The organism is Flavobacterium limnophilum (genome assembly GCF_027111315.2).
Taxonomy (GTDB): Bacteria; Bacteroidota; Bacteroidia; order Flavobacteriales; family Flavobacteriaceae; genus Flavobacterium; species Flavobacterium limnophilum.
The window spans coordinates 2,269,085-2,282,640 of the sequence record NZ_CP114289.2; the positions used below are offsets into that span (position 1 = coordinate 2,269,085).

Sequence of the window (13,556 nt, forward strand, 5' to 3'; positions counted from 1 at the left end):
TGTTCCTCGGTATACCAGTACCTCTAAGGCAATAAGCTGAGTTCCATGCCATTTTTATTCCCATTGGTTTCTCTCTTCAATTCTTGGCGCTGCAACTTATATTAAGACTTCGCAAAAACACAATTAGTTCACTGAATTAGTCTGGAAAGACACCGCCAACGCTTGGCTGCAACAAGCAACGGCGGTGAACTTTCCTTTTAACCCTATAAATTCAAATGCCTATGAATTAAAAAACAAAAACCTTCGTGCCTTGACGTCTTCATGGCATCAGCACAAAAAAAGGCCCTCTACCCTGTCGCCAAACTAGTATAGAGGACCAAAGCCAACAAAACCAATGTTTCATTAAACCCATCCAAAAGTATGAATAAATATTCACTCTTCAAGCCTTGGGTAGTTACAGCACTGCCCAAATTGTACTGCCTTTTTTTCCTGTGCTGCTTTACAGGAGTTTATGCCCAAAATACCAACATCACGGGTATCGTGACCGATGACAACGGGGCTTTACCCGGAGTTACCATACTAATAAAAAGTAGATCCATTGCAACCCTCACCGATGAAAAGGGCAATTATTCCATAATCGCAAGACCCAATGACATCTTGTTTTTTTCCTTTATGGGCTACAAATCTGTCGAAATACCCGTTACCAATCGTTCCATAATTAATGTACAATTACGGGAAGATGCGACCAACCTCAAGGAGGTCGTCATCAATGCCGGTTATTACTCCACCAAGGAAAGTGAAAGCACGGGAAATATTTCAAAAATCACTTCCAAGGATATCGAAAAACAACCCGTCACCAATATCTTGGCTGCGATGCAGGGACGAATGGCGGGTGTCAATATCACGCAGGAAACCGGTGTTCCCGGTGGTGGTTTCAACATCCAAATTAGAGGAATCAACAGTTTGAGGGCAGACGGAAACGAACCACTGTACATCATTGATGGCGTACCCTATGCCTCACAAGCCCTGAGTTATTCCCAAATTTCGACCAATATGCCGGGTGACGGCAGTCCACTGAACAGTATCAACCCCGACGACATCCAAAGCATCGAAGTCCTTAAAGATGCCGATGCCACTGCCATTTATGGTTCCCGTGGTGCCAATGGCGTGGTGCTTATCAGTACCAAAAAAGGAAAACAAGGCAAAACCCAGTTTACGGTCAATGCCTCCAAAGGTTCGGGACGCGTGACACAAACGATGGAGCTGATGAATACGGAACAATATTTGGCGATGCGCCGCCAAGCTTTTGCCAATGACGGGATTACGCAATATCCGGACTATGAGTATGACGTCAACGGAACTTGGGATCAAACCCGGAATACGGACTGGCAAAAAGAACTCATTGGCGGCACTGCCGAAATTACGGGAGTCCAAACTTCCGTTTCAGGTGGCAATGAGCACACCCAGTTTTTGTTGAGCGGTACTTACCATTCTGAAAGTACCGTTTTTCCGGGGGATTTCATCTACAAGAAAGCCGCCTTCCATTCCAACATCAACCACGAGTCCGAAAACAAAAAATTCAAGTTGAACTTTTCCGCCAACTACACCCATCAGGACAACGACCAGCCTTGGACTGATTTCACGCTTATGGCAATGTCGCTGGCACCCAATGCACCCGCTTTGTACGATGCCCAAGGCAAGTTGAATTGGGAAAACAATACTTGGGAAAACCCCTTGGCCAATCTGGAAGGAAAATTCAATTCCAAAAATGGCGACATGGTGGCCAACACTCTTTTGTCCTATCAACTGTTCCAAAACCTGGAATTGAAATCCAGTTTTGGCTATACCAACCTGCAATACGAGGAAAGCCGCACTACCCCATCCACAATCAACAATCCAGCCTACAACATCACCAGCAAGAACTCCTCCATTTTGGTCAACAACACCAACAGACAATCCTGGATTATCGAACCACAGATTAATTGGAAAAAAGAATTGGGTAAATCAAATGTGGACGTTCTTTTGGGTGGTACTTTCTTGAACCAAGACAGTGACCGACTAATTATAAGAGGTCGAGGCTTTACCAGCAACAGCCTGATGTATGATCTGGCATCAGCCACCACCATAACGGTACTCAACAATCAGGAAACCGCATATAAATATCAAGCTTTTTTTGGTCGCATCAACTGGAATTGGCAGAACAAATACATTTTGAACGCCACGGGAAGAAGAGATGGTTCCAGTCGTTTTGGACCAGGCAAACAATTCGCCACTTTTGGAGCGGTCGGCGGTGCCTGGATCTTTTCCAAAGAGCAATTTGTAAAAAACAATGCCTCCTTTTTGAGTTTCGGAAAACTGAGGGCCAGTTATGGTACCACGGGAAGTGACCAAATCGGCGATTACCAATTCATGGATACCTACAGTTCTTCGGGCAGTAGCTACCAAACAATTGTGGGACTGCAACCCACCCGCCTTTTTAATCCCGATTACGGCTGGGAAACCAACACCAAACTGGAGATTGCCTTAGAAACAGGCTTTTTGGAAGACCGAATCTTCTTCACTTGGGCTTGGTACAACAACCAATCTTCCAACCAACTCGTCGGGATTCCATTGCCTGCCACAACGGGATTTAGTTCCCTGCAAGCCAATTTGGATGCTACCGTTCAAAATACCGGAGTTGAAGTTACGTTGCGCAGCACAAATATTCAAACACCACAATTCCATTGGACAACCAATTTCAACCTGACAGTACCCCAAAACAAACTGGTTTCCTTCCCGGGGCTGGCGGGTTCCACCTATGCCAACCAATATGTCGTTGGGCAATCCATAAACATCCAGAAATTGTACCACAATACCGGTTTAAATCCACAAACGGGGATATATGAATTTGAAGACGTAAATGGAGACGAAGTCATCACCTATCCCGACGATTCGCAAACCATCCGGAATTTAAGTCCAAAATATTTTGGAGGACTGCAAAATCATCTGGAATACAAAGGATGGCAACTGGATTTCTTGTTCCAATTCGTCAAACAAGAAAACTACAACTGGGCATATATCGCGGGACTTCCCGGTGCCTTTGTCAACCAGTCGGTCTATGCTGCCGACAGCTGGAAACAAGCCGGAGACACCAATCCCTATCAAAAATATTCCACGGGAGTCAACAATGACGTGGTGGAAGCCTATTACAAATATATTTCCAGTGATGCAGCAGTAAGTGACGCCTCTTTTATTCGACTTAAAAACATTGCATTTTCCTATGATATTCCGAAACATTGGATCAAAGACTTGAGATGCAAAATCTATGTACAAGGCCAGAATTTGCTGTTGTTCACGCCTTACAAAGGTGCTGACCCCGAATTTAGATCCGCAGGCTATTTGCCTCCCCTAAAAGTGGTAACAGCAGGCATTCAACTGAATTTCTAACCTTTAAAATTTTTCAAGATGAAAATCAACAATCATACAATCCTTATGCACTTATTTACGAATAGGTTGCACAACAAAAAATGGATACTCTTACTGATACTGCAATCTTGTTTGCTGAACAGCTGTGACAATTTTGTGGAAGTGGACTTGCCCAATTCGCAATTGACTTCTCCTGCTGTTTTTGAAGACAAAGCGACAGCCAATGCGGCCATGGTGGACATTTACAACAAAATCAGGGACAATGGATTGCTGACGGGAACATCCGCGGGGATTTCCAATCAGTTGGGCAATTATACCGATGAACTGGTCTGTTACGGCTCAACAGCCAGCGCATCATTCGACTTTTACAACAATGCACTGGTAGCCACCAACAGCAACATTTCTGGAATGTGGAACAGCAGTTACAATCAAATCTATGGTGCCAACAGTGTGTTGGAAGGAGTAATAAATGCCGTTGCCTTGCCAACACCAGACCGTGACCAACTTGCCGGAGAGGCATTGTTCGTCAGGGGCTTGATTCATTTCTACCTGACGAATCTTTTTGGAGACATCCCTTATGTCTCTTCTACGGATTACAAACAAAACAGTACCCCAAAACGAATTCCCCAAGCGCAAGTGTACGACAAAATCAAGGCCGATTTGGCACAAGCCATTGCCTTGTTGCCGGAAGCCTATATCAGTACCGAAAAAGTGCGTCCCAACAAATATGCCGCTATCGCACTGTTGGCAAGAGTCGATTTATACTCGAACAATTGGGCGGAAGCTGCCGCAAACGCCACCCAAGTAATCAACAATACTGCGTTGTACCAATGGACTAGCTTGAACAAGGTGTTTTTAAAAAATAGCACCACCACCATTTGGCAACTGATGCCGGCCGTCAAGGGTAAAAACACCAACGAAGGGGAAACTTTCATTTTCACTGCCGGCCCTCCTCCTTTGACGGCATTGAGTCCTGGACTAATGAATGCTTTTCCGACAGGGGATTTGCGCAAAAGTTGGTGGACAAAAGCCGTAACCAACGGAACCACTACTTGGTATCACGCCTACAAATACAATCAATACCAAAACACCACGACCTCGTTGGAATATTCCATTGTATTGCGCTTGGCGGAACAATACCTGATTCGTGCCGAAGCCAAAGCGCATTTAAACGATCTAGTCGGTGCTGCCCAAGACTTGAATGCCGTCCGCAATCAAGCGGGATTGGGCAATACAGCTGCAACCACCGCCAACGGGCTTCTTGAAGCTATTTTACAGGAACGAAGGCTGGAATTCTTCACGGAATTCGGTCACCGCTTCTTTGACCTGAAAAGAACCCATACATTGGACAGTACACTTTCAGGTGTCAAGTTGGGTTGGGATGCCAAAGACCAGCTTTGGCCTATTCCTGCCACGGAATTGTTGGTCAATCCCAATTTACAACCCCAAAATTTTGGTTATTAAAAATGAGAGCTTTACAACATACTACCGTAAAAAAAGGATTCCATTTGATAGGAAACCTGCCAGCAAAGTGCCTTCCCCTTGGGGCACTCTTTATTTTTGTTTTAGTAGCCTGTCCCCTTTTGGGACAGGTAAAACAAAAAAAACAACTTACCCCCACCGATTATCCCCTTTGGGGTAATTTACAACTGGAGGAACTATCCGAGAAAGGAAATTGGGTCAGTTATTCTATGCGTTATGATGAACAACCCACCGACACCGTATTCCTGAAAAACACCAAAACCAAAAAAATGATCCCCTTTCCAAAGGGTTCGGAGGGAAAATTCAATAAAGAAGAATCTTTTGCCTGTTTAACTCCTGCGGGATTGGCAGCAATAAATCTGAAAACAAATGAACAACAGTTGATTCCCGATGCCGTTGCCTTTGCCTTTTCGGCAAACGGGCAATACCGGATAGTCTTAAAAAAGGATTCCAATAACCAAAATAGCCTTGAAATCAGTACATCCAATAGTCAATGGAAAGAAGAAATCAAAGACGCAACTGTATTCCTCTTGAATGCAGCCGGAAACAAAATGATATGCTCCATTGAATCCAACAAACGTAATGCCGTATTACTGGTAAACTTGGACAACATCCTAACCAAAAAAGTACTTATCGAAGATACAAAATACCATTTCACGAATCTCGCTTGGAATGCTTCGGGCAATGCCCTGGCTTTTTTCCAAGTAGCATTGGACAAAACTGCCAAGAAAGACACGAAGTTGATCTATTACAACTGCAACGAGAATAATCCCGTCTCATTTTCATTGGAGGACCAGCCCAATATTCCAGAAGATATGCAAATGGACACAGGCAGAATCATCCCATTGACGATTTCCGATGATAGTCAAAAAGTGTTTTTTGGAATAAAGGAAAAAGACCAGATAGAGAATAAAAATAATCCAGAAACCGTCCAAATCTGGAAAGGTAGCGACAACTGGATTTATCCACAGCAAAAAGGCATCCAGAATTGGAAAAAAACAGTAAAGACAGCCGTATGGTGGCCTTCCAAAAACCAATGTATCCCAATAACCACAACCAAATTCCCCAGGCTGATGCTGGATGGAAAACAACAGTGGGCACTGGTGTACAATCCGATGGCCAACAAACCACAATATCAATACGATGATGACAGGAATCTCTATTTGAAGAATCTGGAAACGGATGAATCTACCTTATGGGTCGAAAAACAGTCGGCCAACATCAACCACCTCTTGGCCTCACCCAACGGCAAATACTTTGTTTATTTCAAAAACAAGAACTGGTGGATTTTCGACCTGAATACCAAGACACATCGAAATATCACCGAGTATTTGGGCATCAACTGCGAGGATGTGGACTATGACAATGCGGGAGAAATCCCTGCTTACGGCATCGCTGGATGGACCAAAAATGACGATTCCATATTGATTTACGACCAATACGATATTTGGGAAATAAGCCCGGACGGCAAAAAAGCAACGCGACTCACCGCCGGCAAAGAAAAACAAATTTGCTTCCGGATTCCCAAAAACAAGGACGGCACCTGGAACAAACAAAATTTTGACGGTTTAACCAGCACCGAAGTGGACTTGGACAATGGGCTTCTGCTGCAAGCCAAAGGAGACAACTTGTTTTCAGGTTATTATTTCTGGAACAGGAAACAAAGAGAAAAAGCACTAGTCTATTCCAACAGCCGAATAGACCAAATACTGAAAGCTTCCAAAGGCAATGCGTATATCTTTAGAGAACAAAAATACGACAGTCCACCCTCTTTAATTCTTAAAGAAGAATCGAAAAACACGCCCAAAAAGCTTTTTGAAAGCAATCCACAACATCATCAATACGAATGGGGAAAGTCGGAACTTATTTATTATCAAAATGCAAAAGGAAAAACATTAAAAGGAGTTTTGTATTACCCTGCTGGTTATAATCCTGCCAAAAAATACCCGATGATAGTCCATCTTTACGAACGACAGTCCCATGAATTGCATTATTATATAAATCCCTCCGAGCTGGATTCAAGGGGATTCAACAGAACCAATTTTACTACCCAAGGCTATTTTGTCTTGTATCCCGACATCAGTTACGAAATCGGAAATCCGGGAGTTTCTGCACTGGATTGTGTGGTTGCCGCAACACAATCTGTAATCGATAAAGGATTGGTACTACCCAATAAAATAGGTCTTATAGGACATTCTTTCGGTGGCTATGAAAGCAGTTTCATTGTCACCCAAACCGATCTTTTTGCTACGGTAATTGCGGGAGCTGCAGCCACCGACTTGACGAGTTGGTACCTTACCGTGGGCTGGAATAATGGCAGACCCGAAATTTGGCGGTTTGAAAGCCAACAATGGAGAATGGGAAAATCCCTTTTCGAAGATATGGAAGCGTACAATCGAAACTCCCCGGTTTTAAACGCCAAAAAAATCAAGACACCGCTACTTTTTTGGACTGGAGAAGAGGACAAGCAAGTCAACAGCAATCAAAGTATCGAATTCTATCTGGCGTTGCGAAGATTGGAAAAACAAGCCACGATGTTGGTCTATCCAAAAGAACGTCATGAACTACTGAAAGAAGCCAATCAAAAGGATTTGACGCATCGCATTCAAAATTGGTTTGATTATTATTTGAAAGACAAGCAACAATAATCTTCCCTTTGACTAAAGAACAAAGCACTTGTTTTACAAAGGGCTTTGTTCTTTTTTTAGGCAAAATAGAATCTATCGTTAAAGAAATGTTCGACAATAATCAGGCAGAAAATCAAGGTGAAATCAAGGCAATATTGGATTTCTATAACTTATTTGAAAATTGTTTATGGCAATTATCAATAAGTTCTGTATTTCTTAAAATTTTCTGCTTGATCGAAGATTTCTTTATACACTTCGTCTCTATCTACAGGAGGATACCCACTATCAGCCAAAAGAATGATGAGATCCACTTTAAGTTCGGCCTTGATGTCGTCACGTTTACTCCAATCGGTATATTTTGCTTTGTCATCCACTACCCCTTTTACTTTTTGTGCCAAAAGAATAAGTTTATCCTCGGGATATTCAAAATCGTATTTTACTGCTAAAGCTTTCAGGATGTCATAAAAAGCTTTTTCCTCAAAGTCAATGCCCAGGTCTTTAAAGGAATCTTTTTCTTTTTTTAAGGCATAGTACAAATCAATAATTTCATCTGTGAAATCCTCCAAAACTTCGCTTCGCAATACATCACTTTCTTTTCGTTCGTTGTATTTGTCAACTATGAATTGCAAACGTTTAGAAAAATCAATTCCAGTTATCTTGTTAATTTTCTTTACATCGTCAATAGCTTTGGCCAAAAGCTTTTGTAAAAGCTTGATTTTGGTATTGGGAAGTTTGATTTTATCAATCTTGGCCATATAATCCTCCGAGAAAATATCTACTTCGGTTTGATTGTCTTCTCCCAGTTTGAAAATTTCCTCCACTCCATCACTTTCAATGGCTTCCTGCAGCATTTGGCGCACTTTATTGTTCATTTGCGCAGTATCCGGGGCAACACCTTTGGTGAGTTTGAATACTATGGAGCGTACAGCCAAATAGAAATGAATTTCATCTCGTTCGGTTTCGCTAAACGCACCACTACCGGAACAAATATCGTAAGCCGATTTTAATCGTTTTACGATGTACATAAATCTCTTTTCCAGCTCTTGGGTAAGCTGGACAAACTCTGCTGCCTGATTCAAAGTCTGTAATTGTGCTATTGGCGAACCCTTGAAATAATTTGATTTATCGAATTTATGGAACAATTTGCCCAGTAAATCCAATTGGTCTTTAACAACCACTATGGATTGCTCTATATCTTCTATGTTCTGGGCATCGGCACTGCTGTATTGCGCCAAAGCCAAATTCATTTGTTTTTTGATTCCAATATAATCAACTATCAAGCCTTTTTCTTTACCTTCAAACTTTCGGTTTACCCTTGAAATGGTTTGGATTAGGTTGTGTCTTTGTATCGGTTTGTCAATGTACATCGTGTCCAGGAACGGCACGTCAAAACCAGTCAGCCACATATCGACGACAATGGCAACTTTGAAATTGGATTTTTCATTTTTAAACTGGCGGTCAAACTCCTTGCGGTCTTCTTTGGTTCCTAGCAGATTGTATAGGACTTCGGGGTCGTCTTTTCCTCTGGTCATCACCATTTTGATGCGCTCCATTGGTTTGATTTCCTTTTGTTCTTTTTCAGAAAGCACGACACCTTCTTCTGCAATTTTCACTTCGCCCCATTCCGGACGGAGTTCCAAAATATTTTTATACAATTCATGAGCGATCGGACGGCTACTGCAGACAAACATCGCTTTTCCTTTTACCGTAGCACCTTCTGCAATTCTGTTTTCATAATGCTTCACGAAATCTTCGGCCACGGTTTTCAATCGTGTGGGATCGCCAATGATGGCGTTCATTTGCGCCATCGCTTTTTTGCTTTCCTCCACCTGATGCTCGTTACTGCCTTCCTCGGCACAACGATTATAATATTCCTCAATTTCCTGAAGCTTGCTGTTATTAAGCAGCACTTTGGCAGCACGACCTTCATAAACAATGCGTACCGTAATTTCATCAATCACGGATTCCTTCATCGTATAGGTATCGACGATATCGCCAAATACATCAATCGTGGCATCAATGGGTGTTCCCGTGAAACCTACATAAGTGGCATTAGGCAGGGAATCGTGTAAATATTTGGCAAAGCCGAAAGTTTTGGACACCCCTTTATCGGTAACTTTTATTTTCTGGTCCAAATTGGTTTGACTGCGGTGTGCCTCGTCGGATATACAAATTACATTATTTCGTTTGGTCAATAATCGGGTATCTTCCGTAAACTTGTGAATGGTCGTCAGGAATACCCCTCCGCTGTTTCTGCCTTGCAATAGTTCCCTTAGTTGACTTCTGCTTTCAACGCTGATAATCATTTCATCACCGATAAATCCTTTGGCATTGGTAAATTGACCCGACAATTGGTCATCCAAATCAGTTCTGTCCGTGATTAATACGATGGTAGGACTTCCAAAATAAGTGCTTCGCATCAACAGACGGCTCAAATACAACATCGTGTAGCTTTTTCCGCAACCTGTGGTGCCAAAGTAGGTACCGCCTTTTCCATCACCTTCAGGACGTTGATGTATTTTTATATTTTCAAAAAGTTTAATCGCGGCATAGTATTGAGGATAACGGCAAACTATCTTGTCATTTTTCTTGGAACTGTCCGGTAGGTAAATAAAATTCTGGATGATGTTTCTTAACCTGTTTCGGTTGAACATTCCCTGAATGAGCGTAAACATGGCGTCTATTCCATCCACTTCATTGACCATGCCTTCAATTTTACGCCAGGCATAAAAGAATTCGTAGGACGAAAAAAAGGAACCAGCTTTAGTATTGACTCCATCGCTTATGACACAAAAAGCATTGTATTTGAAGAGTTCGGGAATATCTCTTTTGTATCTTGTGGTCAATTGAACAAAAGCATCATGAATGGATGTGTTTTCCTGAATGGCAGTTTTAAATTCAAAAACCACCAAAGGCAATCCGTTGATGTACAAAATTAAATCGGGAATACGCATCTCATACCCCTTAATCGCCAATTGATTGACAATTCTATAACTGTTGTTATCCTGCTCGGAATAATCAATCAGCTGAATGTAAACATCTTTCTGGTTGCGGTCTTCGCGTTTCAACAGGAAACCGTCGCTTACCATTTTCATGATGGTTTTGTTGGTTTCATACAAATCAGAAGCCGGCAGACGATCCAAATCCCTGAGGATCGAATCAATTTCGTTTTCCGTGATATTTTCAGTCTTGTATTGGCTGCGCAGGTAATTTTTAAAATCGGCAACTAGCAGCACCTTTTCACTTACCACATGACCATAAACCATTGGAGGTTCGCTCAAACCATTGAATTCTGCTTTGCGCACATCACCGCCGGCAAGATGCGTCATTCGCTCTTCTTGCAGCAAGAATATAAATGCCTTTTCTAATTGTGATTCGGTGAATTTCATTTTTGTTCTATTATTTTCCAATAACCACTTTTTGTTGAACCTTCTCTTTCAATCACTTCATCATCCTTAAATTTAGCGATAACTTTTTCTATTGTACTTGCCGCTAGTTCAAGAATAACAGCAATATCTTTAGACCTAATAGATGGCTCAAGCATGAAGAGCATAAGAATATCAATTGCATTTCTTCCGTATTTCTTCCGTATTTCTTCCGTATTTATTCCGAACTTCTTCCGTATTTCTTCCGTAAATACCCCGTAATTACCCCGTAAAAAAGCAATATTCTTTTCCTTGCCTAGAGCAATTCGGTCTGACAACAACCCAAATTCCCTTCGAACTTGTTCTATAGACTTCTCTAAATCATCAACTTGACCACCTGCCACAGCATTATCTTGGTCGTTTAAAGACGAAGTTTCTTTTTTAAATACAGTAACCAAAATACCTCCATCCAAGTTCGTGATTTCCGGTTCAGGTAATCCGGCTTCTTTACAGGCTTCATATATTTTCAAGGTACCGCGACCCCAAGAATCAATATAACCCGCTTTGAAACAAACATCGGCTATCAGCGGATTTCTCGGGCGTGAAATATGGTGATGTTTTAGGCTTTCCAAGTCCATTCCTTCAGGCAGTAAACCTTCGTTCCAGATATTTAATTTATCGTCATACACGCGCATTTGAACCATTGAACCCATATAGGAACGGTGCACCAAGGCGTTCAACAGCATCTCTCGTATGGCAGCCACGGGATACTCCTCTTTTTCGATACGCAGCAAACCTTCGAAATCGATGGGCTTGATAAAAAACTTGTAGTTTAACTGATTGGGAACTGTTTTCAGTAATTCAATGATATTGCCTTCTTCGACTTCCTGAAAACGCAGGTCGGCATCATTGATGCCAAAACGGCCTATTTTTACTTTGATGTTGGGATAAAAACGATTCGGGTCTTTACCAAACAAGATAATGGCGGCTCTTTTGAGTTTGCCTTGATCGAGCAAACGAATTTTCTCCAAAAGCTCTACCGTAGAAAGCTCTCCAATATCATGGGGCATGCGTCCGCTTTTTAAGGCATCTTTAACAAATGTCTTTATACTATTGTCATCGATGTCATCCAAACTGGCACCTTCTTCGATGACATCATCCCATGTTTTACCCGCTTTTTTGAGTAAAAACTCGTTGAGGGTATTTCCGGTCATTTCCATTTTGGAACTGCCGGAACGGTAATAGTAACGCCCACGGAGCGACACGGGAACCGAATACGGATTGACCCTAATTTCGATATATTTTTTACCCGCTTCATCATGCAAATTGACATCACAGATGATGCCCAAATTTTCACGGATTTTATTGGGCAGGGATTCCATTAGGGCTTTGTGATGCTCCAAATGTGTTACCGCACCATCATCATCCTTTCCGATGTAGATAATTCCTCCAACTGCATTGGCAAAACCGCATATCCATTTCAGATAGTCGTTATGCCAGCTTCGTTTCCATTCTATGTTTTGAGATTCGCTCATAGCTTATAAAACTATTTTTATTTTTTCCTCTAAAGGAACTTCTCTGTTTAAACTCGTCAAAATTCCTTTTGAAAGAGTATAAAAAGTTTCTTTATAATGTTTTAAATTTCTTTTTTGAATATAATGTTCTACAATGAAACTACCTGGTCCATTATACAATTCTTCTAGTTCTCCGTTCTCAAGTATATTTATGCTCAAGAAATAGTCGGGTATTTTATCTTCTCCAAAAGGGAAATAACTATAGTTCTTAAACGAAGCTTTTATTTGTACTTTCCTTCCTGTCGTTTTTTCAAAACCATCATAAATAGCAGTATTTTCATTATACAGTTCCAAACCATATTTCTCAGCTGCCAAAACTTCACCAATATCACCTACTAGGCGACCATCCAATGAAAAACTTCTTTGGTATTGGCTTCTCAACTTTTGAGTGATTTCGAGTAGCTGTTTGATTTCTTGCATTTTATCTTTGACGCTATTTTATGCTCGGACAACTTCCCAAGCTATTAATCGAGTTTCCAAATTTATTTTGTCAGCGATAATTTCTTCATTGAAAATCAGTTTAGCATTAAAGCTCAGATTTAATTCTTGCATCTTATTGATAAAACGTCTATCAAAATCAGATGTTTTCTTCAAGCATAATTCGTTTACTAAATCTAAATTAATCTGATAATCTGAAGGGAATGGACCTAAACTTTTAGATTGCAATTGATGTCTTAACATTTTACTATCTGCAACACAAATAAAATAGGCATTTCGTTTAGTAAAATTGGATTCCAATCCCAATCTTATCATATCGTTTAAAGTCTTAATTAACCTGTTTGTTTTGTTTATAGTCCCTTCTTCATTACTATTTTGCCTAAACAAACCGAATTCTGCACAAATATTTAATTTATCTATCACAATATCCATTTTTGGTTTTTGCTTTCTTAATGTATTTGGGCTCACTTGTCTTGGAATATAGGCTTGACTACTAATTGCACTTTCTAAAACAATTTCATAATTTTTTAGATTTTTAACTTCAGTTGAAGCAATGAAAAAGTCATACCTAACAGAATCTTCTCCAATTTCTAATAAGGGAATGTTATGGCATCGTTGAGTAAATAGTTTCTTATAAGTTTTAAATATTTTATCCATAATTTCTTTTGTATGTACTTTGAATCTTAACTATTTATTAAAAAAAATTTGATTGTATTATTTACTTT

Annotated in this window: 7 protein-coding genes; 3 read left to right on the forward strand and 4 right to left on the reverse strand. The window is 40.9% G+C overall.

What is annotated here, in order from left to right; genetic code table 11:
• The first annotated feature begins 360 nt into the window (after positions 1 to 360).
• From OZP13_RS09295 to OZP13_RS09305, 3 genes are read left to right on the forward strand one after another with little or no spacing between them, the layout of a single operon-like run.
• Complete coding sequence (locus tag OZP13_RS09295; protein WP_281296930.1) at positions 361 to 3,366, forward strand: SusC/RagA family TonB-linked outer membrane protein; 3,006 nt, start codon at positions 361 to 363, stop codon at positions 3,364 to 3,366.
• A gap of 18 nt (positions 3,367 to 3,384) precedes the next feature.
• Complete coding sequence (locus OZP13_RS09300) at positions 3,385 to 4,809, forward strand: RagB/SusD family nutrient uptake outer membrane protein (RefSeq protein WP_281296931.1); 1,425 nt, start codon at positions 3,385 to 3,387, stop codon at positions 4,807 to 4,809.
• A 2-nt stretch (positions 4,810 to 4,811) separates the two neighbouring features.
• Positions 4,812 to 7,475 (forward strand): alpha/beta hydrolase family protein, encoded by a 2,664-nt coding sequence (locus OZP13_RS09305; protein WP_281296932.1) that lies wholly within the window; start codon positions 4,812 to 4,814, stop codon positions 7,473 to 7,475.
• A gap of 176 nt (positions 7,476 to 7,651) precedes the next feature.
• Here the strand turns inward: OZP13_RS09305 and OZP13_RS09310 are convergent, their stop codons facing one another.
• The 4 genes from OZP13_RS09310 to OZP13_RS09325 are packed head-to-tail and all read right to left on the reverse strand — an operon-like array spanning position 7,652 to position 13,488.
• Positions 7,652 to 10,843 (reverse strand): type I restriction endonuclease subunit R, encoded by a 3,192-nt coding sequence (locus tag OZP13_RS09310; RefSeq protein WP_281296933.1) that lies wholly within the window; start codon positions 10,841 to 10,843, stop codon positions 7,652 to 7,654.
• A complete protein-coding gene (locus OZP13_RS09315) occupies positions 10,840 to 12,354 on the reverse strand; it encodes an ATP-binding protein (protein WP_281296934.1) in 1,515 nt (504 codons plus the stop codon). The genes OZP13_RS09310 and OZP13_RS09315 overlap by 4 nt, the downstream gene beginning before the upstream one ends.
• 3 nt (positions 12,355 to 12,357) lie before the next feature.
• Positions 12,358 to 12,813, reverse strand: a complete 456-nt coding sequence (locus OZP13_RS09320; protein WP_281296935.1) for a DUF6998 domain-containing protein — start codon at positions 12,811 to 12,813, stop codon at positions 12,358 to 12,360.
• Between the two features lie 18 nt (positions 12,814 to 12,831).
• Complete coding sequence (locus OZP13_RS09325) at positions 12,832 to 13,488, reverse strand: hypothetical protein (protein ID WP_281296936.1); 657 nt, start codon at positions 13,486 to 13,488, stop codon at positions 12,832 to 12,834.
• Between the last annotated feature and the right edge of the window lie 68 nt (positions 13,489 to 13,556).